The organism is Enterobacter sp. T1-1, from assembly GCF_000710795.1.
In the GTDB taxonomy this organism is placed as follows: Bacteria; Pseudomonadota; Gammaproteobacteria; order Enterobacterales; family Enterobacteriaceae; genus Enterobacter; species Enterobacter cloacae.
The window spans coordinates 27,781-52,049 of the sequence record NZ_JALW01000005.1; the positions used below are offsets into that span (position 1 = coordinate 27,781).

At 54.4% G+C, this 24,269-nt stretch carries 28 protein-coding genes; 12 read left to right on the plus strand and 16 right to left on the minus strand.

What is annotated here, in order from left to right; all coding sequences use genetic code 11:
* Positions 1–135: 135 nt before the first annotated feature.
* Both AK59_RS0102425 and ymdB read left to right on the plus strand, forming a co-directional pair.
* Positions 136–456 (plus strand): type 1 fimbrial protein, encoded by a 321-nt coding sequence (locus AK59_RS0102425; RefSeq protein WP_029881947.1) that lies wholly within the window; start codon positions 136–138, stop codon positions 454–456.
* Between the two features lie 105 nt (positions 457–561).
* The gene (gene ymdB, locus AK59_RS0102430) at positions 562–1,104 is read left to right on the plus strand and encodes an O-acetyl-ADP-ribose deacetylase (protein ID WP_023620191.1); all 543 of its coding nucleotides are present in this window, start codon (positions 562–564) and stop codon (positions 1,102–1,104) included.
* 34 nt (positions 1,105–1,138) lie between these two features.
* Here ymdB and mdoC read toward each other — a convergent pair whose 3' ends face one another.
* Positions 1,139–2,278 carry a glucans biosynthesis protein MdoC gene (gene mdoC / locus AK59_RS0102435; protein WP_029881948.1) on the minus strand — a complete coding sequence of 380 codons (1,140 nt, stop codon included), beginning with the start codon at positions 2,276–2,278 and terminating at the stop codon, positions 1,139–1,141.
* A gap of 255 nt (positions 2,279–2,533) precedes the next feature.
* Here mdoC and mdoG point away from each other — a divergent pair, with 255 nt between their 5' ends.
* The 3 genes from mdoG to AK59_RS0102450 all read left to right on the plus strand — a co-directional run bounded on the left by mdoG (position 2,534) and on the right by AK59_RS0102450 (position 6,920).
* Entirely contained in the window at positions 2,534–4,087 is a 1,554-nt protein-coding gene (gene mdoG, locus AK59_RS0102440) for a glucans biosynthesis protein MdoG (RefSeq protein ID WP_020689627.1), read from the plus strand.
* Complete coding sequence (gene mdoH, locus AK59_RS0102445) at positions 4,080–6,608, plus strand: glucans biosynthesis glucosyltransferase MdoH (RefSeq protein ID WP_013097163.1); 2,529 nt, start codon at positions 4,080–4,082, stop codon at positions 6,606–6,608. Before mdoG ends, mdoH begins: the two co-directional genes overlap by 8 nt.
* Positions 6,609–6,692: 84 nt before the next feature.
* A complete protein-coding gene (locus tag AK59_RS0102450) occupies positions 6,693–6,920 on the plus strand; it encodes a YceK/YidQ family lipoprotein (RefSeq protein WP_013097162.1) in 228 nt (75 codons plus the stop codon).
* Between the two features lie 6 nt (positions 6,921–6,926).
* On the opposite strand, the gene AK59_RS0102455 is transcribed toward AK59_RS0102450, so the two are convergent.
* The 3 genes from AK59_RS0102455 to AK59_RS0102465 all read right to left on the minus strand — a co-directional run bounded on the left by AK59_RS0102455 (position 6,927) and on the right by AK59_RS0102465 (position 9,685).
* The gene (locus AK59_RS0102455) at positions 6,927–7,301 is read right to left on the minus strand and encodes a MysB family protein (protein WP_014831418.1); all 375 of its coding nucleotides are present in this window, start codon (positions 7,299–7,301) and stop codon (positions 6,927–6,929) included.
* A 97-nt stretch (positions 7,302–7,398) separates the two neighbouring features.
* Complete coding sequence (mdtG, locus tag AK59_RS0102460; RefSeq protein WP_028027946.1) at positions 7,399–8,616, minus strand: multidrug efflux MFS transporter MdtG; 1,218 nt, start codon at positions 8,614–8,616, stop codon at positions 7,399–7,401.
* A 142-nt stretch (positions 8,617–8,758) separates the two neighbouring features.
* Positions 8,759–9,685: a Kdo(2)-lipid IV(A) acyltransferase gene (locus AK59_RS0102465; RefSeq protein ID WP_029881949.1), complete on the minus strand. Its 927-nt coding sequence runs from the start codon at positions 9,683–9,685 to the stop codon at positions 8,759–8,761.
* Positions 9,686–9,908: 223 nt separating this feature from the next.
* On the opposite strand from AK59_RS0102465, the gene trhO reads away from it, so the two are divergent.
* Positions 9,909–10,958: an oxygen-dependent tRNA uridine(34) hydroxylase TrhO gene (gene trhO, locus AK59_RS0102470; protein ID WP_013097157.1), complete on the plus strand. Its 1,050-nt coding sequence runs from the start codon at positions 9,909–9,911 to the stop codon at positions 10,956–10,958.
* 41 nt (positions 10,959–10,999) lie between these two features.
* Here trhO and AK59_RS0102475 read toward each other — a convergent pair whose 3' ends face one another.
* The 9 genes from AK59_RS0102475 to mdtH form a co-directional block, all read right to left on the minus strand.
* Positions 11,000–11,578, minus strand: coding sequence for a YceI family protein (locus AK59_RS0102475; protein WP_029881950.1), 579 nt, complete (start codon positions 11,576–11,578; stop codon positions 11,000–11,002).
* Between the two features lies 1 nt (position 11,579).
* On the minus strand, positions 11,580–12,146 hold the full coding sequence (locus AK59_RS0102480; protein WP_028027945.1) for a cytochrome b: 567 nt from the start codon (positions 12,144–12,146) through the stop codon (positions 11,580–11,582).
* Positions 12,147–12,364: 218 nt separating this feature from the next.
* Positions 12,365–12,478, minus strand: coding sequence for a YceO family protein (locus AK59_RS01000000123535; protein WP_020689623.1), 114 nt, complete (start codon positions 12,476–12,478; stop codon positions 12,365–12,367).
* Between the two features lie 56 nt (positions 12,479–12,534).
* Positions 12,535–13,653, minus strand: coding sequence for an N-methyl-L-tryptophan oxidase (gene solA / locus AK59_RS0102490; RefSeq protein ID WP_029881951.1), 1,119 nt, complete (start codon positions 13,651–13,653; stop codon positions 12,535–12,537).
* A 116-nt stretch (positions 13,654–13,769) separates the two neighbouring features.
* On the minus strand, positions 13,770–14,024 hold the full coding sequence (gene bssS, locus AK59_RS0102495; RefSeq protein WP_008500827.1) for a biofilm formation regulator BssS: 255 nt from the start codon (positions 14,022–14,024) through the stop codon (positions 13,770–13,772).
* A 272-nt stretch (positions 14,025–14,296) separates the two neighbouring features.
* The gene (gene dinI, locus AK59_RS0102500; protein WP_013097151.1) at positions 14,297–14,542 is read right to left on the minus strand and encodes a DNA damage-inducible protein I; all 246 of its coding nucleotides are present in this window, start codon (positions 14,540–14,542) and stop codon (positions 14,297–14,299) included.
* 74 nt (positions 14,543–14,616) lie between these two features.
* Positions 14,617–15,663, minus strand: coding sequence for a dihydroorotase (pyrC, locus tag AK59_RS0102505; RefSeq protein WP_020689622.1), 1,047 nt, complete (start codon positions 15,661–15,663; stop codon positions 14,617–14,619).
* A gap of 127 nt (positions 15,664–15,790) precedes the next feature.
* On the minus strand, positions 15,791–16,351 hold the full coding sequence (locus AK59_RS0102510; RefSeq protein ID WP_013097149.1) for a lipoprotein: 561 nt from the start codon (positions 16,349–16,351) through the stop codon (positions 15,791–15,793).
* A gap of 121 nt (positions 16,352–16,472) precedes the next feature.
* Positions 16,473–17,681 carry a multidrug efflux MFS transporter MdtH gene (gene mdtH, locus AK59_RS0102515; RefSeq protein WP_029881952.1) on the minus strand — a complete coding sequence of 403 codons (1,209 nt, stop codon included), beginning with the start codon at positions 17,679–17,681 and terminating at the stop codon, positions 16,473–16,475.
* Positions 17,682–17,917: 236 nt separating this feature from the next.
* Here mdtH and rimJ point away from each other — a divergent pair, with 236 nt between their 5' ends.
* The 4 genes from rimJ to murJ all read left to right on the plus strand — a co-directional run bounded on the left by rimJ (position 17,918) and on the right by murJ (position 21,753).
* On the plus strand, positions 17,918–18,502 hold the full coding sequence (gene rimJ / locus AK59_RS0102520; protein WP_013097146.1) for a ribosomal protein S5-alanine N-acetyltransferase: 585 nt from the start codon (positions 17,918–17,920) through the stop codon (positions 18,500–18,502).
* A 9-nt stretch (positions 18,503–18,511) separates the two neighbouring features.
* Positions 18,512–19,162, plus strand: a complete 651-nt coding sequence (locus AK59_RS0102525; RefSeq protein WP_013097145.1) for a YceH family protein — start codon at positions 18,512–18,514, stop codon at positions 19,160–19,162.
* Positions 19,163–19,164: 2 nt separating this feature from the next.
* Positions 19,165–20,088 (plus strand): Gfo/Idh/MocA family protein, encoded by a 924-nt coding sequence (locus AK59_RS0102530; protein ID WP_029881953.1) that lies wholly within the window; start codon positions 19,165–19,167, stop codon positions 20,086–20,088.
* A gap of 129 nt (positions 20,089–20,217) precedes the next feature.
* The gene (gene murJ, locus AK59_RS0102535) at positions 20,218–21,753 is read left to right on the plus strand and encodes a murein biosynthesis integral membrane protein MurJ (RefSeq protein WP_029881954.1); all 1,536 of its coding nucleotides are present in this window, start codon (positions 20,218–20,220) and stop codon (positions 21,751–21,753) included.
* A gap of 59 nt (positions 21,754–21,812) precedes the next feature.
* Here murJ and flgN read toward each other — a convergent pair whose 3' ends face one another.
* The 3 genes from flgN to flgA all read right to left on the minus strand — a co-directional run bounded on the left by flgN (position 21,813) and on the right by flgA (position 23,286).
* Entirely contained in the window at positions 21,813–22,238 is a 426-nt protein-coding gene (flgN, locus tag AK59_RS0102540) for a flagella biosynthesis chaperone FlgN (protein WP_028027944.1), read from the minus strand.
* 4 nt (positions 22,239–22,242) lie between these two features.
* The gene (flgM, locus tag AK59_RS0102545) at positions 22,243–22,536 is read right to left on the minus strand and encodes a flagellar biosynthesis anti-sigma factor FlgM (protein ID WP_013097141.1); all 294 of its coding nucleotides are present in this window, start codon (positions 22,534–22,536) and stop codon (positions 22,243–22,245) included.
* A gap of 93 nt (positions 22,537–22,629) precedes the next feature.
* The gene (gene flgA, locus AK59_RS0102550; RefSeq protein WP_013097140.1) at positions 22,630–23,286 is read right to left on the minus strand and encodes a flagellar basal body P-ring formation chaperone FlgA; all 657 of its coding nucleotides are present in this window, start codon (positions 23,284–23,286) and stop codon (positions 22,630–22,632) included.
* A gap of 157 nt (positions 23,287–23,443) precedes the next feature.
* On the opposite strand from flgA, the gene flgB reads away from it, so the two are divergent.
* Both flgB and flgC read left to right on the plus strand, forming a co-directional pair.
* Complete coding sequence (flgB, locus tag AK59_RS0102555) at positions 23,444–23,863, plus strand: flagellar basal body rod protein FlgB (protein ID WP_013097139.1); 420 nt, start codon at positions 23,444–23,446, stop codon at positions 23,861–23,863.
* Positions 23,864–24,268, plus strand: a complete 405-nt coding sequence (flgC, locus tag AK59_RS0102560; RefSeq protein WP_013097138.1) for a flagellar basal body rod protein FlgC — start codon at positions 23,864–23,866, stop codon at positions 24,266–24,268.
* Position 24,269: the final 1 nt, after the last annotated feature.

The window sequence follows — 24,269 nt, forward strand, 5'->3', positions numbered from 1 at the left end:
ATGTGGCATGCCTTCACCGTTGAGCTATGCTGATAACAGGAACTGAGCAACTAAGTTCCGGAACGTGAAACTACGTTTGCTTTAATGGAGCGCTTTTACCCCTCAAGGACGATTTTCATTGAGGAGTACATACACGTGACCAAATATATCGCTCAACTCGCTTCTGGTTTTAGTCTGCTCGTTTCTCTTTTTGTAACCCCGGTTTTTGCGGCGACGGTTGTTGAGGGTGGGGTCATTCATTTTCGCGGCGCGATTGTCGCCGACCCCTGTGAAGTGACTGCACAAACGCGGCAGTTTGCGTTGTCATGCCCGGAAAATAACCGGATTCATACGCGCATAGTCAGTTATGAAGATGCACTTAATGGCCATGTGACCGATACCAGCCTTGCCACCCTCAGCATGAAGTACCTCAATCCTGAAAAAACGCTCGCGGTGGTACAAATTCAGTACCGCTGATGTGTGCTCTTCCGCTTTACGGCGGAAGAGGTTTTTCCCGATAGTTTTTTCTCTCGGGTACCTCTGCGATACACTTAAGAAAATGGCGGGAAGCAGAGGGTATTTATGAAACCGCAAATTGACGTTATTCATGGCGATATCACGACGATGCACGTTGATGTGATCGTCAATGCAGCCAATCCGTCACTGATGGGCGGCGGTGGCGTGGATGGCGCTATCCACCGGGCTGCCGGACCGCAACTGCTGGAAGCCTGCAAGACTGTGCGTCAGCAACAGGGGGAGTGCCCACCGGGTCATGCCGTTATTACGCTTGCGGGCGATCTTCCCGCGAAAGCGGTGATTCATGCCGTGGGGCCAGTATGGCATGGCGGCGATCGGCATGAGGCGAGTATCCTCGAAGAGGCCTACCGAAACTGCCTGCGTCTGGCCGCTGATAATGGCTATAAAACCATGGCGTTTCCGGCCATCAGCACCGGAGTGTATGGCTATCCGAAAGCTGCCGCAGCGACGATTGCGGTAGACACCGTGTATCGTTACCTGTCGCTTAAACCGATGCCCGAAAAAGTGACATTTGTCTGTTTCGATGAGGAGACACTGCATCTTTATCAGCGGCTGTTGACCCAGCGCGGACAGGAATTAGAGACCTGAAACACACGCGGCGCACTGAGTGCGCCGCGTTTTTTTATGATGCTCTTACCTGCGGTTTCCCGGAGAAAAGGAAACGCAGAAGCGGTATCCGCAGGTGGATTTCGTAAAGCACGATGGCGATTCCAATCACAAAGACCAGCCCGGTAAAGAAGCCCAGCGTGTTGGAGGCGATATGCGGTGTGATATAGGCCCCGAAGAACAACGTCAGGGGGTGGTGCACCAGATAGATAAACAGCGAAGCATTGACGAAATAGGTGACGCGGCTGGACTTAAAATTAAGCAGCCGGTGGCCCAGCGCAAAGACCACATTCACCATCCACAGGCCCAGCAGCATGGTAATGACGCTCTCGTTTTCATACATCCACGCATCGCCGCTGCCGTAGCGCTGATTTAAAAGATAGGCCGCAAACGCGATGGCGGCACCAAAAGCACACCACGGTGAGGGCGTCGTAAACAGCGACTTAAGCTTCGGATAAATAAAGGCCAGCGCCCCGATTAAAAAGAAGGGGATGTAGAACAGCGACTGCATCACCACAAAATTGAATAATCCGTCGCTCAGAATCGGCGGATAGACAATAAACAGCGTCCGTCGCACTGCCGCATAGGCAATGCCCAGCAGCAAAAAGAGCAGCGACAGTTTTCCCAGGGTGATACTGGCGAAAAAGGCGTTAGCTTTGTCGCTTAAATGGCGGCGAAAGCGGCTAAAAATCAACACGCTGACCGTGGTTAGGACCACCAGCACCAGCAGGAACCAGAGGTGGGACACCAGCTCCCAAACCAGGGTGTTGTATTTTTCGTATAGCGACAGATTAGGCCAGTTCTCCGCCTTACCCTTTACGTACTGCAACATGATGAACTGCGGCAGCGTCAGCAGAGGAATGGCGGTGAGCATCGGAATGCCGACGCGCTCCACGCGCACTTTCCACCAGCGCTTGATGGGGTAGCGCAGAAACAGCATATAAGAGAAATAACCTGAAATGACAAAAAACACCTGCATGCGGAAGGCGTGAATAAAGTCATTAAACAGCGTCAGCCACCAGGAGGGCATTTGACTATTAACATGCCAGGTGTGGCTGGAGTAAATCAGTGAAATGTGGAAGGGGATCCCCAATAGCATCAGCCATGCCCGGATCGAGTCGAGGAAGTATTCACGTTCTACAGGTGTTGTGCTCATATAACTTTGTGCATTCTCAGACTTTTCGCCTTATCCCTAAGACTCATAATGGTTACATTCGAAGCCAACCCTACACCAAGACCGACACCCTGTCTCCAGGATAAGCACGCAAAGTGAAAAGCGGGTTCTTTCATTTGCTTAATCCCTGAGCCAGCGAGCTGAACAAAGCGGTGATAATGTTGTCGGATTGCCTGAGTTTCCATTAAAATGGATCGGATCGATATAAGCACACAAAGGGGGAAGTGCTTACTTATTATGAAACATAAACCACAGATGATGAAAATGCGTTGGTTGGGTGCTGCAGTGGTGTTATCCCTGTATACCTCATCGGCACTGGCCTTTAACATCGACGATGTCGCAAAACAGGCAAAATCGATGGCAGGCAAGAGCTACGAAGCGCCGAAAAGTAACTTGCCCTCCGTTTTCCGCGACATGAAATATGCGGACTATCAGCAGATCCAGTTCAATCACGATAAAGCGTACTGGAACAATATTAAGACCCCGTTCAAGCTTGAGTTTTATCATCAGGGTATGTACTTCGACACCCCTGTTGCCATCAATGAAGTGACGGCAACGGCGGTACGTAAAATCAAATACAGCCCGGATTACTTCAATTTTGGCGATGTGCAGCACGACAAAGATACGGTTAAAGATCTGGGCTTTGCAGGCTTCAAGGTGCTTTACCCGATCAACAGCAAAGATAAAAACGACGAAATCGTCAGCATGCTCGGCGCCAGCTACTTCCGCGTTATTGGCGCGGGACAGGTGTACGGGCTTTCTGCGCGCGGCCTGGCTATTGATACCGCGCTGCCATCAGGTGAAGAATTCCCACGTTTCCGCGAGTTCTGGATCGAACGTCCAAAACCAACGGATAAACGTCTGACTATCTACGCACTGCTGGATTCCCCGCGTGCAACGGGCGCGTACCGCTTTGTGATCATGCCAGGGCGTGACACGGTGGTTGACGTGCAGTCTAAAGTCTACCTGCGCGACAAAGTGGGTAAACTGGGCGTTGCGCCGCTGACCAGTATGTTCCTGTTTGGGCCGAACCAGCCGTCACCGGCGACCAACTTCCGTCCTGAACTGCACGATTCCAACGGCCTGTCTATTCATGCTGGTAACGGTGAGTGGATCTGGCGTCCGCTGAACAACCCGAAACATCTGGCTGTCAGCAGCTTTGCGATGGAAAACCCGCAAGGTTTCGGCCTTCTGCAGCGTGGCCGTCAGTTCTCTCGCTTTGAAGATCTGGATGACCGCTACGACCTGCGTCCAAGCGCGTGGGTGACCCCGAAAGGTGACTGGGGCAAAGGGAAGGTTGAACTGGTTGAAATCCCAACCAATGATGAAACCAACGATAACATCGTCGCTTACTGGACGCCGGATCAGCTGCCGGAAGCCGGGAAAGAGATGAACTTCAAATACACGATCACCTTTAGCCGCGACGAAGACAAACTGCATGCGCCGGATAACGCGTATGTCATGCAGACTCGCCGTTCAACGGGTGACGTGAAACAGTCTAACCTTATCCGTCAGCCTGACGGTACCGTCGCTTTCGTGGTGGACTTCACCGGCCAGGACATGAAAAAACTGGCGCCAGATACTGCCGTGACCGCCCAGGCCAGCATCGGTGATAACGGTGAGATCGTTGAGAACACCGTACGTTACAACCCGGTAACGAAAGGGTGGCGTCTGACCCTGCGCGTGAAAGTGAAAGATCCGAAACAGACCACTGAAATGCGCGCTGCGCTGGTCAGTAACGATCAGCCGCTGAGTGAAACCTGGAGCTATCAGCTACCTGCCAATGAATAATACATCTGAATATATTGATGCCATGCCGCTGACGGATATCGAAAAAGCGGCACTGCCTGAGAGCGACATCCGCGCGGTACATGCCGCGCTGGATGGGGAACATCGTCAGTTTTCACGTGATGACGATTCTCCGCTGGGGTCAGTGAAGGCACGTCTGGAGCAGGCATGGCCGGACTCGCTGGCAGAAGGGCAGTTGATTAAAGACGACGAAGGACGCGATCAGCTTCAGGCGATGCCGAAAGCAACGCGTTCTTCCATGTTCCCCGACCCCTGGCGTACCAACCCGGTTGGCCGCTTCTGGGATCGCCTGCGCGGGCGTGACGTGACGCCACGCTATCTGTCGCGTCTGACAAAAGAAGAGCAGGCCTCCGAACAGAAATGGCGTACCGTGGGGACGATCCGTCGCTACATTCTTCTGCTGCTGACGCTGGCGCAGACGGTTGTCGCAACCTGGTACATGAAGACGATTCTGCCTTACCAGGGCTGGGCGCTGATCAACCCGGCAGACATGATGGGCCAGGATATCTGGGTCTCCTTCATGCAACTGCTGCCGTATATCCTGCAAAGTGGCATTCTTCTGCTGTTCGCCGTTCTCTTCTGCTGGGTCTCGGCCGGTTTCTGGACCGCGCTGATGGGCTTCCTGCAGCTGCTGATGGGACGAGACAAATACAGCATTTCGGCGTCTACGGTCGGGGATGAACCCCTGAATCCTGAGCACCGTACGGCACTGATTATGCCTATCTGTAACGAAGACGTTGACCGCGTATTCGCGGGGCTGCGCGCAACCTGGGAGTCCGTTAAGGCGACCGGTAACGCCGCCCATTTCGACGTCTATATCCTGAGCGACAGCTACAATCCGGACATCTGCGTTGCCGAGCAAAAAGCCTGGATGGAGCTAATTGCAGAAGTACAGGGCGAAGGTCAGATCTTCTACCGTCGCCGCCGTCGTCGTGTGAAGCGTAAAAGCGGTAACATCGATGATTTCTGCCGTCGCTGGGGTAACCAGTACAGCTACATGGTGGTGCTGGACGCCGACTCGGTGATGAGCGGTGACTGTCTGAGCGGTCTGGTGCGTCTGATGGAAGCTAACCCGAACGCGGGTATCATCCAGTCTTCGCCAAAAGCGTCCGGCATGGACACGCTTTACGCGCGTTGCCAGCAGTTTGCCACCCGTGTTTACGGGCCGCTGTTTACTGCCGGTCTGCACTTCTGGCAGTTGGGTGAGTCCCACTACTGGGGTCACAACGCCATTATCCGCGTGAAGCCGTTTATTGAGCACTGTGCGCTGGCACCGCTGCCGGGCGAAGGTTCGTTTGCCGGCTCGATTCTGTCGCACGACTTCGTGGAAGCGGCGCTGATGCGTCGTGCAGGGTGGGGCGTCTGGATTGCCTACGATCTGCCTGGATCCTATGAAGAACTGCCGCCGAACCTGCTGGACGAACTTAAGCGTGACCGCCGCTGGTGTCACGGGAACCTGATGAACTTCCGTCTGTTCCTCGTGAAAGGGATGCACCCGGTTCACCGTGCGGTGTTCCTGACCGGCGTGATGTCTTATCTCTCCGCGCCGCTGTGGTTTATGTTCCTGGCGCTCTCCACGGCTCTGCAGGTGGTGCATGCGCTGACTGAGCCGCAGTACTTCCTGCAACCGCGTCAGCTGTTCCCGGTGTGGCCACAGTGGCGCCCGGAGCTGGCGATAGCGCTCTTTGCCTCCACCATGGTGCTGCTGTTCCTGCCGAAGCTGCTCAGTATCATTCTGATCTGGTGCAAAGGCTCGAAGGAGTATGGCGGTTTCTGGCGGGTAACGGTTTCACTGCTGCTGGAAGTGCTGTTCTCCGTGCTGCTGGCACCGGTGCGTATGCTGTTCCATACCGTGTTTGTGGTCAGCGCGTTCCTGGGCTGGGAAGTGGTCTGGAACTCACCGCAGCGTGATGATGACTCCACGCCGTGGGGTGAAGCCTTTATGCGTCACGGCTCGCAGTTGCTGCTGGGTCTGGTGTGGGCTGCTGGGATGGCATGGCTGGATCTGCGCTTCCTGTTCTGGCTGGCGCCGATTGTCTTCTCGCTGATCCTGTCGCCGTTTGTGTCGGTCATTTCAAGCCGCTCAACGGTTGGCCTGCGTACCAAACGCTGGAAGCTGTTCCTGATCCCGGAAGAGTATTCGCCGCCGCAGGTGCTGGTGGATACTGACACCTATCTGGAGCAGAACCGCCGTCGTACGCTGGATGATGGCTTTATGCACGCGGTGTTTAACCCGTCGTTTAACGCCCTGGCAACGGCAATGGCTACCGCGCGTCACCGTGCCAGTAAGGTGCTGGAGATTGCCCGCGATCGTCACGTTGAACAGGCGCTGAACGAGACGCCAGAGAAACTTAACCGCGACCGCCGTCTGGTGCTGTTAAGCGATCCGGTGACTATGTCGCGTCTGCACTACCGTGTGTGGTCTTCCCCGGAGCGCTACTCCTCGTGGGTGAACTACTACAACGATCTGAAGCTTAACCCGCTGGCGCTGAAGGCGAAGTAAGTGGCAACGTAGGGCGGGTAAGCAATGTGCCACCCGCCAGATAAAATACCGGCTTAAACGCCGGTATTTTTTTAGAGGTAACGGATGAAAATAATCATCGTCGTCATGATGGCATGTCTGCTGAGCGGCTGCGGCAGCATCATCAGTCGCACCATTCCGGGGCAGGGCCACGGGAATCAGTACTATCCGGGCGTGAAATGGGATGTCCGGGATTCCGCATGGCGCTACCTGACGGTGCTCGATCTGCCGTTCTCGCTGATTTTCGATACGCTGTTGTTGCCCATCGATGCCAGCCACGGCCCCTATGAGTAACGGGAATTAACGCTCGTCCCATTCGTCAGCTGCGGTTTGACCTTCTTCCGTATCCAGCGGTGGCTCGAGCTGAAATTCACCCTCATCCCACTCGTGCAGGGTGTTCTCTTCCAGCCACTCCTGACGCAACTCAATTTCGTCATAGTCACCATCAAAGACGGCCTGAGCTCCTTCACCGCTCAGGATCGGCAAACATTCGCCTTCTTCACCTTCGTCAGCAAAGAATTCGGCCTGCCACATAATATCTCCGTCCTGAAGGACATACTTTTGGATGTTGAGTTGTTGCACGTCCGCATCTTCTTCATCAACACCGGGGTTATCGGCGAGGAACTCTTCACGAGCGGCATCAATAGCTTCTTCCAGCGTGGCGTACATGGTCATTGGTGTCTCCCTGTTTTCCAGAAGGTTTCAGGGAAAGAATAGCTGAATATCTGATTCTGCAAGTATGAATGCGAAAATAAGCCGTCACGTATTTGTCTTATTCCGCCACCGGCCGTAATGTCCGGGATAAACTGAACCACGAGTAAACCGCATTAAACAGTACTACGCCCGCCGTGACGATAAACACGGCGCGAAAACCGAAGCTGGCGGAGATCCCGGCCCCCACCAGCGGGCCGGTAACGTTGCCGATGTCGCGAAATGACTGGTTGTAGCTGAAGATACGCCCGGCGATCTGGTTCGTAGAGTTGTAAACCAGCAGGGTCTGAACGGCGGGCAGTAACGCCCCGTCGGCGGCACCCAGCAAAAAGCGCAGAACGCCCAGCTGCCAGGGTGATTGCACCATCGACATGGGAATGAGCAGCAGCACGGAGATCACCAGCGCACAAATCAGGATCTTTTCCGGGCCGACGCGGTCTCCCAGTTTCCCTAACCTCGGGGCGCTAAGCAGCGCCGCCACGCCGGGTACGGAGGCAATCAGCCCGCTGATAAACGCAATGTTGCTCACGTTACCTGCCAGATCGCGAACGTACAGCGTCAGAATAGGGGCAATCGAACCGGTCGCGACCTGAATAATCAGGGTCGTCACGAACAGGCTCAGTACCAGTCTGGGGTTTTTGAGTGAAGCCAGCACATCCCGCGCGTGGAGCATCTCTTTTTTGGCGACGGGGGTGAAGTTTTCACGAATGCAGATCAGCGTAACGATAAAGCAGAGGAACAACACGCTGGCAGTAATGAAAAATACCGGGCGCAGGCCATAGCTGTCCGCCAGCAAGCCGCCCGCCAGAGGCCCCAGCAAGGCGCCGCTGACGCCTCCGGTTGAGAGCGTCCCGAGCGCCCAGCCGCTTTTATGACGCGGGATCTGGGTGGCGATCAGCGCATTCGCGTTGGGAATAAATCCTCCCAGCAGGCCAAGTAGCGCGCGCAAAATCAGAAACTGCCAGACGTTCTGCGCCACACCCATTAACGCCATGATGATGGCCATTCCCAGCGCCGAGCGCAGCAGCATGATTTTACGCCCTTTACGGTCGGCAAGGCCGCCCCAGAACGGCGAAGCAATGGCGGAGAAGAGGAAAGTGATGCTGAACACCAGACCAGACCACATATTGAGCGCACTGTGGCCCGTCACGCCCAGTTGTTCAACGTACAGGGGCAGAAAGGGCATCACGAGGCTAAACGCCGCGCCGGTAAGAAAACAGCCAAGCCAGGCAACCGTAAGGTTACGTTTCCAGTTTATGGGGGCATCTGAGGGTGACATAACAATCCGCATAATGAGGTGCAGCGCACCGTAAGGCATGAAGTAATAAGCCTGCTAATTATGCGCCTGGGTTATGATTGCCGCAATGAGGGAGAGCTTTTAAAGCTAAAACAGGGAGCGGCCCAAAGGGCCGCAGGGGAAATTAATAGCGGGACGGCGTGCCTTCTGGCCGCGTTTTAAAGCGGCGGTGCAGCCACATGTACTGCTCCGGTGCGAGCATAATGCATTTCTCGACAATGCCGTTCATCCAGCGTGCGGTGGTTTCAGCATCATCCAGTGGAGGTGCCAGTTCGGGCTCCAGCATAATCAATTCGTAACCCGAACCATCCGGTTTGCGGCGCGGAACAAAAGGGACGATGGCGGCTTTGGACATGCGTGCCAGCATCCAGGTGCCCGTGGTGGTGGCCGCCTCTTCAACGGCAAAGAACGGAACAAATACGCTGGATTGCGGGCCGTAGTCGTGATCGGGGGCATACCAGACCACTTCACCTGATTTGAGGGCGCGGATCATACCCTTCAGATCCTTACGGTCGATCATGCTTTTGTTGGACCGCATACGGCCATTGGTCTGGATCAGATCAATAACCGGGTTGTCGTTTGGACGATAAACCCCAATGCCGGGCGCCTGCATACCGAACATACGGGCGCCGATTTCCAGGGTCAGAAAGTGTACGCCAATCAGCAGCACGCCCGTCTGATTCGCCTGCAGCGAATGTACCGGCTCCATCCCCGTACCGGCAACGACGCTCCAGCGTGCCATGCGTTTGTCCGGCCAGAACCACGCCATTCCTGTTTCCATCAGCCCCATGCCGACAGACTCAAAATTCCTGGTCACCATGTCATGACGTTCAGCCTCGCTCATGTCCGGAAAGCACAGTTCAAGGTTGCGGTAGGCAATTCTGGCGCGACGCTTCATAAACATTTGCGCAAGACGACCCAGGTTTTTGCCCAGACGGAAAATAACCGGGTAGGGGAGTTGGACCAGAAGCCATAAAAAGCCAATGCCAAGCCAGGTCAACCAATAGCGAGGATGCAAAAGGGTGACGGTAAATTTCGGTAATTGGGTCATGTCGGTCCTGTTTTCTAACGTCCTGAAGGTCTTAGTGTCTCATTTTTTACTACATAGCCAAAATGTCTGATGTCGAAACGCGCGCTAATGCAGCAAATGTTATGACGCATAGTTCAGGCTGACAGAAATGTAGCGTAAATTGTGTGGATGTAAATTGTTATTGTTTGCTATATGATGCCGACCGATTTTCCTTTCTCAATAACGATTGCAGGACTTGTACACCATGCCAGTGTTACACAACCGCGTATCGAATGAGATGTTGAAAGCGCGTATGTTGGCTGAAACCGAACCGCGCACGACCATCTCATTCTATAAATACTTCACGATCAACGATCCGCAAGCGACCCGCGATGAGCTCTATAAAGCCTTCACCGCGTTGAACGTCTTTGGGCGCGTCTATCTGGCGCGTGAAGGTATCAACGCCCAGATCAGCATCCCGGAAAGCAACGTGAGCGCCTTCCGCGATTTTCTTTACGGCTTCGATCCGGCGCTGAACGGCTTACGCCTGAACATTGCCCTGGACGATGACGGTAAATCATTCTGGGTGCTGCGTATGAAAGTGCGTGAGCGCATCGTGGCAGACGGCATTGACGACCCGGCCTTCAACCCGGCCGACGTGGGGGAATACCTGAAGGCGGCGGAAGTCAATGCGATGCTTGATGACCCGGACGCGGTATTCATCGATATGCGTAACCACTACGAATATGAAGTGGGCCATTTCGAGAACGCAATGGAAATCCCGGCCGACACCTTCCGCGAGCAACTGCCGAAAGCGGTTGAGATGATGCAGGAACATAAAGATAAGAAAATCGTTATGTACTGCACCGGCGGTATTCGCTGCGAAAAAGCCAGCGCGTGGATGAAACATAACGGATTTAATAAGGTCTGGCATATCGAAGGCGGTATCATCGAGTATGCCCGCCGTGCCCGTGAGCAGGGGTTACCGGTGCGTTTTATCGGTAAAAACTTTGTCTTTGACGAGCGAATGGGTGAGCGTATTTCAGAAGACGTGATTGCCCATTGCCACCAGTGCGGCGCACCGTGCGATACCCACACCAACTGCAAAAATGACGGTTGTCATCTGCTGTTTATTCAGTGCCCGGCGTGCGCAGAGAAATTTAACGGCTGCTGTAGCGAACTGTGCAGTGAAGAGAGCATGCTGCCGGAAGAGGAGCAGCGCCGCCGTCGTGCGGGACGTGAAAACGGCAATAAGATTTTTAATAAATCCCGTGGCCGCCTGAATACCAAACTGGGTATTCCTGACCCGGAATGATAATGACGCCCGGCAACGTCAAACCCTGCCGGGCGTGTTTATTATGCCTTCTGCTGAACACCTTCAACGGAAATAATCAGCTCTACGTCCTGAGACGCCGGACCCAAATCCGTGGTGATATTAAAATCTTTCAGATGAATTTTCCCTGCGGCTTCAAAACCTGCGCGTTTGCCACCCCACGGATCGTCACCCTGGCCGAGTAATTTGGCTTCCAGGGTCACCGGTTTCGTGACGCCATTGAGCGTGAGATTACCGGTAATATTCAGCTTATCACCTTCTTTCTTCACCTCGGTCGACGCAAAGGTCGCCTGTGGGAATTTTGATACATTCAGGAATTCCGCACTACGCAAATGTTTATCGCGCTCTGCATGGTTGGTGTCGACGCTATTCGTATTAATGGTCACATTGACCTTATCGGCGGCAGGATTTTTATCGTCAAAGGTGAATGTGCCGTCAAAATCTTTAAAGGTACCGTACAGCCAGCTATAACCGAGGTGCTGAATACGGAAATTGACGAAAGCATGCTGGCCTTCTTTATCAATTTTATAATCAGCCGCCACGGCAGAACCGGTGGTGAATAACAGAGAACCTAATGCGATACCCAGCAGGTGTTTTTTCATTTTATGCTCCAGAGTCAACTGACGAACGGCCAAGCATGCGCTTTAACGTATCGTCTTTATCGATGAAGTGGTGTTTAAGGGCGGCAAGCCCGTGCAGGACAGACAGGATCACCACGCTCCACGCGAGCCAGAGATGCACCACGCCTGCGGTATCGGCCTGAACCCCTGCGTCAGAGAGCGTGGCCGGAACCTCAAACAAGCCAAAGACGTTAATCGGCTTGCCGTCTGCAGTGGAAATGAGATAGCCGCTAATCAGAATGGCGAACAGCAGGATATAGAGCGTAACGTGCGCGGCAACCGCGCTGACACGCGTTAATTTACTGTGGGTTTTGGGCGCGGCGGGCGGCGGGGAAATGTGACGCCAGATCACGCGAATAACCAACGTCATCATCAGCAGGATGCCGATGCTTTTATGCAGTTCTGGTGCCTGGTGATACCAGCCATCGTAATAACTGAGCGTCACCATCCACAGACCCAGTCCGAACATTGCATAAACGGTAAGAGCAACTATCCAGTGTAAACACATGGATATTATTCCGTAGCGCTGAGAGGAGTTACGCAATTGCATCAGAATGACCATTCGAAGAAAAACAGAATAGTAAAAATGAACGGGAATAAATGATATTGCAACTGAAATAATTGAATATAGATTTTTATTTTATTTATTTCAGCGGTTTTGAAAATGATCCGCAAATGTAATTCAATCGCTTCGTCCAAGGCGGAATAAGCAGCAAGCAAAAGATTAAGCTAACCTAAAGTAATGTCAGTAATTGTCAGCTTCACTTTTCAGTAAAATACAATATAAATAATATCGATGAGTGCCAGCAGCACCCATAATAAAATATAGAGCATAAAATGCTCACGAATGTTATTGATAAGAAAGCCAACGATCCTGCGCATAATGTCCCGTTTTCTGTCTGGAAAACGGGTTCCGGACGTCCGAAACCCGCGGCGGATTATCTGCTAAAACGCGAAAGTGAGAAGGGGGTGAGATCAAACTGCGGTGCGATCCCCTGGGCAAACTGCGCAGCAATCTCGCCCAGCACGGAGGCGAACTTAAAGCCATGACCACTGAGGCCGGTGATGAGTAGCGTGTTGTCATGCCCCGGCAGGGTGTCAATGATGAAGTCTTCGTCCGGCGTGTTGTCGTAGGTGCAGGCAGCACCATACAGTAAACCGCCTACGCCCGGCAGGATATTGCGCAGGAAGGTAAACGCTTCGGATCCATCCTGTGGGTATGCACCGAACGGTTTACGCTCTTCAGGGGAGGAGATCGCCTGCCCGCCATTGTGTTTTCCGATTTTGAGCGCGTCTTTCTCAGACGGGAAGCCGTAAAACTGATCGCCGTTCGGTAACTCCCCGGTAAATGCCGGGAATTTATTCTGTGCACTGTAACGGCCATCCGACTGGAACCAGGAGAAGACCTTGCGCACCGGCTGAACAGGCAGATCGGGCAGCAGACGGGTGACCCAGGTGCCTGCGCTAATCAGCAGACGGGACGCTGAATATTCTCCGTCCGCAGTGGTGACCGTAACGCCGTCAGCGTGATGAGTGAGGGATTCCACCGGACAGTTGAAGAGCTGAGCGCAGCCCGCTTTTTCCGCAAGATCGATCCAGGTTTTGATGGCCGTTTCACTGTGTAAGACCCCGGAGTTGGCTTCAAACAGGCCGATATAATCGTCCGGGACGGCAATCTCTGGCCAACGGGCCATGATGCCTGCCGCGTCCAGCTTCTCCACATCAAGATTAAACGCTTTCGCACTCCGTTCAACGTTGGCCAGAAAATCAGAGCTAGCAGGGCCCAGGTTGATGATGCCCGTGCGTTCGAAAATGCGTTCTTCCGTCAGCTTCGCCAGTTCATCCCATAGCGTCTGGGCCCGGAGCACCAGCGGAACATAGCGCTCGCCTTCACCATAGGCGTGGCGAATAAGCCGGGTGTCGCCATGATGGCTGCCCTCTGCATGGGGAGGACGGTGGGCATCGATCATCAGGACCTTCAGACCCGCTTGCGTTGCGTAATAACCGGCGGCAGACCCCACGGATCCGCTACCAATAATGATTAAGTCGTATCTCATATCCATCTCTCGAACTCACGCTTTGTTAGCAGAGTAATTAACTATGCGGGCTGACACAAGGGAGAAATAAATAAGGCACCCGGAGGGTGCCTGTTGAGCGAAGAATAGGTATAAACCTAGTGCCGTTTATACTCATTTTCCTGATAGTCGCCAGATTCTATTTTGGCAATACCTGCCTCTAAAATAGAAATAAACTGACGGGCGACGTCTGTTGTAAGCCACAGCGTCTGTCCAACTTCCGCTTCTTCACGGTTGAGTTGATTCGGGGTCTGGTAGTGCAAACGCAGCATCAGCGCATCGTAGCTATCTACGGTACTGATATCCCAGCCAACAAGCGGATGGGTCTGGATGACTTCGCTATTCTTTTCCATTATAACCCCCTTAATGCGTGTTAGAAGACAACGGCTCCGAGGTTCAATGCATGTTTTTCTGAAAGCATCTTCAGTATACAAGTAATAAGGGTTCGCAAGGGAAAAATAAACAGTTGGCAACACATTTTTCTGCTTTTTAGGATTGTTCGAACAATAAAACACCACCTTGTTCACGATTTTTAAATTTGTTGCCGAATTAATTTGAACGAACCGGATTTCAGACGAAAAAAAGCCGGGGCGACCCGGCAAAAAAGAACAATGAGGGAGCAAGATTAATCTGTGATGAACCAGTCGTCGGCGCTTTCCCAGGTTTCCTGCAGGATTTCGCTGATACGGTCTTTATCTTCTTTCGCGCCGCCAATGACGGAGAGGTTGTTTGCCGCCGCATAACGAACCGTTACGGCACCAGCGTTGTCAGGGAAAGTACTGTTAATACGGCGGGATAATTCACCGGCCAGCGCATCAAGCGCGCCAGCAGGCAGAACGGTTGTTTTGGCTATGGTGACTTCAATACGCATAAATGCCCCCTGTGTAATATACTGTTTATTTATACAGGTATATTATGGGTTTGACAACAAGGGGCACTGTTTTTTTAGCGTTTTACCGTCCAGTTGACGGTTTCACCGGCAAGGAATGGGATGAGCGTGTCATCCGTCAGCGGAATGGCCTCGTCCACGCGGCTCTCTTTACGCTCCAGTTCAATGAACGTTTCGTTGACCGGCAGCCCGTAGAAGCGTGGTCCATTGAGCGAGCAGAACGCTTCGAAATGCTGCAGGGCATTCATCTCTTCAAACACGGTGGCGTAGCTGGCGAGCGCGGTAGGGGCGTTAAAGCAGCCTGCGCAGCCGCAGCTGGCCTCTTTGCGGTGGCGTGCATGAGGCGCGGAGTCCGTGCCGAGGAAGGCGCGGGAGAAACCGCTGGCAACGAGTTCACGCAGCGCCTGCTGATGAACGTTACGCTTCAGAATCGGCAGGCAATAGAGATGCGGACGAACGCCGCCAACCAGCATGTGGTTGCGGTTAAACATCAGATGCTGCGGCGTGATGGTGGCGGCAATCAGTTCATTGCCATCGCGGACATACTCTGCGGCATCTTTGGTGGTGATGTGTTCAAACACCACTTTAAGCGCAGGAAGACGCTGGCGCAGCGGCTCCATTACGGTTTCGATAAAGCGGGCTTCACGGTCGAAGATATCAATGTCGGCGTGGGTCACTTCACCATGTACCAGCAGCGGCATGCCCAGTTTTTGCATGCGTTCCAGAACCGGCATGATGGCGTCAATACTGGTGACACCGTGGCTGGAGTTGGTGGTAGCGTTAGCCGGGTAGAGTTTCGCCGCGGTGAACACGCCTTCGTTAAAGCCGCGTTCCACTTCATTCGGATCGAGGGTGTCGGTCAGATAGCAGGTCATCAGCGGAGTGAAATCATGTCCTGCCGGCACGGCATCAAGAATTCGCTGGCGATAAGCCATAGCGGCATCAACGGTGGTGACTGGTGGAACCAGGTTAGGCATGACAATCGCGCGGCCATAAATTTCGCTGGTATACGGCACGACCGTTTTCAACATATCGCCATCACGCAGATGGATATGCCAGTCGTCAGGGCGGCGGATTTTAAGAACCTGGGGTTGTGCAGTCATGGAAGCTCCGGCTTGTCAGGAATCAGTCATTAGGATGGCTGTTTTTGCCGGACACAAATCATAAGCGGAAACGTTTTCGTTTGCACACTTTTCCGTAAAAAAAAGGGCGCTTTTGCGCCCCTTCAGGTTAATCGGTGAATGGAATAACGATCTCTCCCGGTTTCACCTCGATGCCTTTGGCATATTTTTTCGCCAGCGCCTCACCCTTGCTCTTGTCTTCACTTAAGACATAGGCCGGCTGCTGGTTAAAGTAGTTGCGCAGGGACTGGTTCAGGTAGGGCATCAGGGTCTGCATCACCGGTTTCATTTTGTCCGGCGTGACGTCCGCGTCTACCACTTCCATCTCCTGCAGGAAGATGGCCCCTTTCTCTTTGTTAAAGACCGGCAGCGCCTTGAGCTTCAGCTTAATGTTGGCTTTCTGGTTACCGAAGAGAGAGGTCATATCGAGATTGGCATCCCCGGCGAGAGTGACTTTATTCGGCTCTTCGCGCCCAATCTGGCTGGTGAGGTTGCTGAGGACGATATGCGCATCGGCAAGCCCCGGCACACCAATGTCTTTTGAAAAGTTATTATGTTTTTCCAGCGCCTGATTAATTTCCTGCTCACTGACGGTGTATTGCGTAAGCTGGTTACAACCTACCAGCAGGCCGCTGACAATGAATGCGGCGGCAATGACAATTTTTTTCATAGTGTTCCTCAACGAAAAATCGGCGCTACTGTCCTGTTACGCCAGTATGTCAGGGTGAAATAGCGGAAACCAGCAGAAAAAACTGATAATGGCGGCGGGAGAGGCCCCGCCGCAGGGAATATTATGCCCCAGGTTCGAGCATGCCGCTCGCGCTGCGCTTCTGGCTGAATTGCCACCACAGTGCAAGGAGCGTCATAAAGCCGACCACGCCGAGCATGACCCAGGGCAGTTCCGGCTGGCTTAGGGCTTTTCCGGCATCGAACAGCCAGCCGCCGCCGGCGTAACCCAATGCACCGCCAAAGGCCAGCCCCAGGCGGCTGAACCCCATATAGCTGCCGCGAGCGCGCGCGTCGGCAAGCGTGGCGCTCAGCGTTTCACGAGCCGGTTCGGCAATAATGGAGCCGATATAGAAGGTGCAAATCAGCGTAAACAGTTGCTGGAGCGAGTTCACCAGCCCGATGGGCATCATGCTGAGCGTCATCAATAACAGCCCGGCCATCAGGCGATGCTCCAGGCGAAAACGCCGTTCGCTCCAGCGGGCGATCGGGTAGAGCAGGGTCAGAGAGAGGCAGGCTTCTATGGCGTACATCCATTTTACGGCGGCCGGGGTGCCCGCAATGTCGTTTACCATGATCGGCAGCATCAGCATGACCTGAACGGCCAGCATGTAATACCCCGTCAGGGTCAGCACGTACGTAACAAAGCGTTTGTCTCGCAGCACGCGGCCAAGACCTTCGCGTACCGGGGCTTTGACCGTCGACAGTTTCCATGCCGGCAGAAACAGGGCATTAAAGAGCGCGCACAGAATAAAGAGCAGCGCACCCGCCGCGCAGACCAGACGAAAGTCGTACTGCAACAGCCAGCTTCCCAGCAGGGCGCCAATTACCGCCCCGGCACTGTCCTGCATCATCAAAATTGAGAAGAAGCGTCCCCGGTGCTGCGGACGAATGAGTTTAACCACCAGCGCGGTGCGCGGCGGGTCAAACAGGGTGCCACCGATACCGGAGAGGAAGCAGGAAAACCACAGCAGCCACGGCTCCTGGGCAATTGCCATGGTGGCGAAGCCTGCCGCGCGAAGCAGCATGCCCGTCACGATCATCGGTTTGGCACCAAAGCGGTCGGCGATGGCACCACCAAACACGCCCAGACCCTGCTGGACAAACTGGCGTAACCCGAGCGCGATACCGACCATCAGTGCCGCCCAGCCCATTTGATCGACAAAGCGGATCGAGATGAGGGGAAACACAACAAAAAAGCCGAGCACGACCAGCATGTTATCGACTAGCAGGAAATATTTACCCAGGCTCCTGGCCTGTGATACGCGGGACATTTTCCCTCCAGGGAAAACAGGATGGTGAGCACGCTAACATTCTGCGGTGTCGCCACGTTTTTTCCCACCCCCGAGCGTGACAATATTTTTTTATCAAAAGAGCGCTTTGATAGAGAGTTCTCATCGAAAAATGTGAAAAGAGGTCAAAATGGTATGTCACTGTTTTCACAGACGGCACAGGCGCAGGTATAGTAAAGCTAATGGGTAAGCAGAAGTGACGGGAAGGAGTGGTATCGATGTTTGGCTATCGCAGTAATGTGCCAAAAGTGCGTCTGACAACGGACAGGCTGGTTGTTCGTCTGGTGCACGAGCGTGATGCCTGGCGTCTGGCGGATTATTACGCCGAGAATCGCCAGTTTTTAAAACCCTGGGAACCCGTTCGGGATGAGAGCCACTGCTACCCTTCCGGCTGGCAGGCGCGCCTCAGCATGATTGCAGAATTCCACAAGCAGGGAAGCGCGTTCTATTTCGCGCTGCTGGATCCGGAGGAAAAAGAGATCATCGGCATTGCCAACTTTTCCAACGTGGTGCGCGGATCGTTTCACGCCTGCTACCTCGGCTACTCCATCGGCCAGAAATGGCAAGGGCAGGGGCTGATGTATGAGGCGCTAACGGTGGCGATCCGTTATATGCAGCGCACTCAACATATCCATCGCATTATGGCGAACTACATGCCACACAATCAGCGCAGCGGTAATTTGCTCGCGCGGTTGGGGTTTGAGAAAGAGGGGTACGCCAAAGATTATCTGCTGATAGACGGAGAGTGGCGCGACCACGTACTGACAGCATTAACCACCCGGGACTGGACGGCAGGCCGCTAAGGAGAAGAGATGAAATATCAGTTAAGCGCAACAGAAGCGCGTGTGATTGGCTGCCTGCTGGAAAAACAGGTCACCACGCCGGAACAGTATCCGCTCTCCGTCAATGCCGTGACGATGGCGTGTAACCAGAAAACCAACCGTGAGCCGGTGATGAATCTCGGCGAACATGAGGTGCAGGATATTCTCGATGAGCTGGTTAAACGCCATTACCTGCGCACGGTCAGCGGTTTCGGTAACCGCGTGACCAAGTACGAGCAGCGGTTTTGCAATTCTGAGTTCGGCGATCTGAAGCTGAGTGCCGCCGAGGTGGCGGTGATCACCACGCTGTTACTGCGCGGCGCGCAAACACCCGGTGAACTGCGCACCCGGGCCTCCCGCATGCATGAGTTCGCCGATATGCAGGAGGTTGAGCAGACCCTGGACGGGCTTGCCACCCGCGAGGATGGCCCTTACGTGGTACGTCTGGCGCGTGAGCCGGGGAAACGTGAAAGCCGTTATATGCACCTGTTTAGCGGTGAGGTTGATACGTCAACGGTGTTGGCAGATTCGGCTGCCCCCGCCGCGCATGACAGCCTCGCGGCACGCGTAGAGGCGCTGGAGGAAGAGGTGGCCGGGCTGAAACAACGCCTGGATGCATTGCTGGCACATTTAGGAGACTGACGGTGAAAAAATTACGCGTTGGCGTGGTAGGGCTGGGCGGTATTGCGCAAAAGGCCTGGCTGCCTGTTCTGGGGGCTGCGACGGACTGGACGCTGCAAGGGGCGTGGTCACCTACCCGCGAGAAGGCCGAGCGGATCTGCGAAACCTGGCGCATGCCGTATGCGGCATCGCTTCAGGATCTGGCGCGCGACTGCGATGCGGTCTTTGTGCACACCTCTACCGCCACCCATTATCAGGTGGTCAGCGAATTACTGAATGCCGGGGTCCACGTTTGTGTGGATAAACCCCTGGCGGAAAACATTCAGGATGCCGAACGGCTGATTGAACTCGCTGCACGCAAAAAACTGACGCTGATGGTGGGCTTCAATCGCCGTTTTGCGCCGCTTTACCAGCAGCTGAAGGCCCGGTCTGGTGGGCTCGCGTCCCTGCGAATGGACAAGCATCGTACCGACAGCGTCGGACCGAACGATCTGCGCTTTACCCTTCTGGATGATTACCTGCACGTAGTAGATACGGCGCTCTGGCTAACCAACGGGCAAGCCCAGCTTAAAAGCGGCACCCTGTTGACCAACGATCAGGGCCAGATGGTTTACGCTGAGCACCATTTTGCTCTTGAGCATCTGCAGGTCACCACCAGCATGCATCGCCGGGCCGGCAGTCAGCGGGAGTCTGTGCAGGCGGTCACTGAGGGGGCTCTGTATGACATTACCGACATGCGCGAATGGCGCGAAGAGAAAGGCAGCGGCGTGGTCACGCTACCGGCGCCTGGCTGGCAAAGCACCCTTGAGCAGCGCGGCTTTGACGGATGCGCCCGCCACTTTATCGCCTGTGTGCAAAATCAGACGGTTCCGGAAACATCCGGTGAGCAGGCCATCATGGCACAACGCATTGTTGAGCGGCTCTGGCGAGAGGCCATGAGCGAATAATTCTCTGTAACATCTGCCGATAGTAATTCCCTTAAATCCGGGTAGACTAAGCGCCGTTTGTTGGTTTCAATGGGTGGCGCTTTCGCTTACCCGTCCTGGAAATCCGTAGGGTTGTGGGAATTCTCATTAATGAACTTATTAAAATCGCTGGCGGCAGTCAGCTCGATGACCATGTTTTCCCGCGTGCTGGGTTTTGCGCGCGATGCGATTGTGGCAAGAGTATTTGGTGCAGGGATGGCAACGGACGCCTTTTTCGTCGCGTTCAAATTGCCGAATTTATTGCGTCGCATTTTTGCCGAGGGGGCATTTTCCCAGGCATTCGTTCCTATCCTGGCGGAATATAAAAGCAAGCAGGGTGAAGACGCCACGCGCGTGTTTGTCGCTTACGTTTCAGGCCTCCTGACGCTGGCCCTGGCGATCGTAACGGTGCTCGGGATGCTGGCTGCGCCCTGGGTGATTATGGTGACGGCACCCGGCTTTGCGGACTCGGCAGATAAATTTGCCCTGACCACTCAACTGCTGCGTATTACCTTTCCTTATATCCTGCTGATCTCCCTGGCCTCGCTGGTGGGGGCAATCCTCAATACCTGGAACCGTTTTTCCGTTCCGGCCTTTGCGCCAACCTTCCTTAACATCAGCATGATTGGCTTTGCGCTGTTCGCCGCGCCCCATTTCAACCCGCCGGTGCTGGCGCTGGCCTGGGCGGTGACGGCGGGCGGCGTGTTGCAACTGGCGTATCAGTTGCCGCATCTGAAGAAAATCGGCATGCTGGTTCTGCCGCGAATTAATTTCCGTGACGCCGGTGCGATGCGCGTGATTAAGCAAATGGGGCCTGCCATTCTCGGGGTTTCGGTTAGCCAGATCTCGCTTATCATCAACACTATCTTCGCCTCTTTCCTCAAATCTGGTTCCGTTTCGTGGATGTACTACGCGGACCGTTTGATGGAGTTTCCCTCCGGGGTGTTGGGGGTGGCGCTGGGGACTATTCTCCTGCCGTCGCTGTCGAAAAGTTTTGCCAGCGGAAACCATGACGAATATTGCCGTCTGATGGACTGGGGGCTGCGTCTCTGCTTCCTGCTGGCGCTGCCGAGTGCGGTGGCGCTGGGGATCCTCGCGCAGCCGCTGACCGTTTCCCTGTTCCAGTACGGCAAATTCACCGCTTTTGACGCGTCAATGACGCAGCAGGCGCTGATTGCCTACTCGGTGGGGCTGATGGGGCTGATCGTTGTTAAAGTGCTGGCACCAGGGTTCTACTCGCGCCAGGACATCAAAACGCCGGTGAAAATTGCCATTGTGACGCTGATTATGACTCAGCTGATGAACCTGGCCTTTATTGGTCCGCTGAAGCACGCCGGTCTGGCCTTGTCCATTGGTCTTGCGGCCTGTCTCAACGCCGGGCTGTTGTACTGGCAGTTGCGTAAGCAGGATATCTTCACGCCGCAGCCGGGCTGGAAAAGCTTCTTTGTGCGTCTGATCGTTGCGGTGCTGGTTATGGCAGCGGCGTTGCTTGGCATGCTGCATGTCATGCCGGAATGGTCGCAGGGCACCATGCTTTACCGTCTGATGCGGCTGATGGCCGTTGTGGGTGTTGGGGTTGTGGCCTACTTTGCGACGCTCGCGCTGCTGGGCTTCAAAGTGAAAGAGTTTGCCCGCCGTACTGCATAAACGCCAAAAGGGGAGTTCACCTTAGGGTGCTCCCCGCTGCCTGATTTGTCGCCAGGGCTTCAAATCGAAATCTTTTTCCCGCCCGTGACACGTGCCGTTGATGTTTGACCATCCGCACCGTACAGCCCGGGCTCTTTATGCGGCTTTAACACCTCAAGCGCTTGCTGATTACGCTCAATCTGGCCTTCCAGCAGCCAGCCGTTGTGCTGATTAAGATGGCGCAGATGCTGGGTTTTTTCTGTAATGGTCTGCCAGCGTTCTACAATATCGTCATTCGCACTGCGCTTAGGATCTTGCTCAGCGCGACGCTGTTGTTCCAGATAATCCAGCGTCGCCAGAAGCGAACTTTTATCTTCCGTAATACGCTGCAACGCGCTGCCGTTGATCTGACCGGAAGAGAGGTGCTGTTGCTCCGCGTCCATGACCGTTTTCAGGTCGTTCAGGACAACCGTCATTTGATCCAGTATTTCTGACAGTCGACTCATACGGTTAGTTACTCTGTAAGAAACTCTGTGCTTCCTGAATCAGGGCGTCAGCAATTTTGCTGGTATCCATCTTCAGCTCACCATTACGAATAGCCGTTTTCAGCGCTTCCACGCGTTCCATATTGATATCGCTGCTGCCTGGCTGCATCAGTTTTGCCTGAGCATCGCTCAGGGTGACGCTGGTGCTGTTGGACGTTGACGGTTTTTCCACACGCGTTTTCTGCGGCGTGGCGTCATTCGTTTCGCGAGGCTGTACAGCGCTTACCGGCTTCAGGGCTGATGTACGATCAATGCTCATAGTGTTGTCCTCATCGAGGGTTCGCGGCGTTGGCGCCTGACATCATCATTAGTTGATTATTTATCGGCAGTCGCAGCGATTTCTTTAAAAAGATTATAGGTTAATCAGAATATTCCCATCAGAATCGACGGTTCCGCTAACCACCTGGCCTGAGGACATCCTGACGCGGGCATTTTGCGCCACCGCGGCATTGTTTAATGCCTTCCCTTCACTGTTTATCTGAAAACCATCGCCGTTGGCCACCACCATCACCTGCTGACCCGCTTTAACCCGCCATGCCTGACGCAGCATGGAGAGCTGTATCGGCTGGCCTGGCGCGACATCACGCAGGCTGACGGCATCCTGTGCCTGGTTAATGTCAAGCATGGTGCGCGGCGGAAGCTGATCCAGACGACCGCGTTTCAGAGTCACGCTGCTGGCGTGCAACATGCTGCCGCGAGCAATGGGAACGGCGGCCACAACATAATTGCCCGTCGCCTGTACCGCAACCTGTAAATAGCGTTTTTCACCCGGACAGCGCGCCAGCACGTTCACGTTCCCCCACAGTTTTGTGGTGCCCGTTACGCTGAACGACGGCTGCTCACAGGAGGGATAGAGATTAGGTGGCGTGCGCACGGTGACGTTGACTTCATCGCTAAAGCCCGCCAGTTGCTGAGCAAAGAAAGCCGTCAGTTGATCCTGTACTTCAGCCTGTACCAGGGGGCTGAAAAGCAGGGCCGTAGCCACCAGGCCGCGTTTTAACGTTTGCATCGCACATTCCACCGTTACCCGAATTGAGAGGATTCTACCTGCAGTGGTTTTGCATCAACGGAATAAATAGCGACGCATTTTGCGCTTATTCCGTCGATAGGGGTGACGGGGTGAGATTTAAGCTGTGAACTGAAATTTTGCCATCAGCGGAGGAGACATGCTCGATAAACTCGACGCCGCGTTACGTTTTCAGCAGGAAGCGCTCAATTTACGCGCCCAGCGGCAGGAGATTTTAGCCGCCAATATTGCCAACGCCGATACGCCAGGGTATCAGGCGCGCGATATTGATTTTTCCAGTGAGCTTAAAAAAGTGATGGAGCGTGGACGTGCAGAAGGGAGCGGTGTCGCGCTCGCTCTGACCTCCTCACGCCATATTCCTGCTCAGGCGATGACGGCGCCCACGACCGATTTACTTTATCGCATTCCCGACCAGCCTTCACTCGACGGTAACACCGTGGATATGGACCGGGAGCGTACGCAGTTTGCCGATAACAGCCTGAAATACCAGATGGGCCTGACCGTACTCGGCGGACAGATCAAAGGCATGATGAACGTCCTGCAGGGGGGCAACGGATAAATGGCCTTGCTGAATATTTTCGATATCGCCGGCTCGGCGTTAACCGCGCAGTCCAAGCGCCTGAACGTGGCTGCCAGTAACCTGGCGAACGCCGACAGCGTGACCGGACCTGACGGACAGCCTTATCGTGCAAAGCAGGTGGTGTTCCAGGTGGATGCTGCACCAGGCGCGGCGACGGGCGGGGTGAAAGTCTCTGACGTGGTGGAAAGCCAGGCACCGGACAAGCTGGTGTATGAGCCCGGCAACCCGCTGGCGGATGCGAACGGCTACGTGAAAATGCCAAACGTGGATGTGGTGGGGGAGATGGTGAACTCCATGTCCGCCTCACGTAGCTACCAGGCAAACGTCGAAGTGCTTAATACCGTGAAGAGCATGATGCTCAAAACCCTCACTCTCGGCCAGTAAA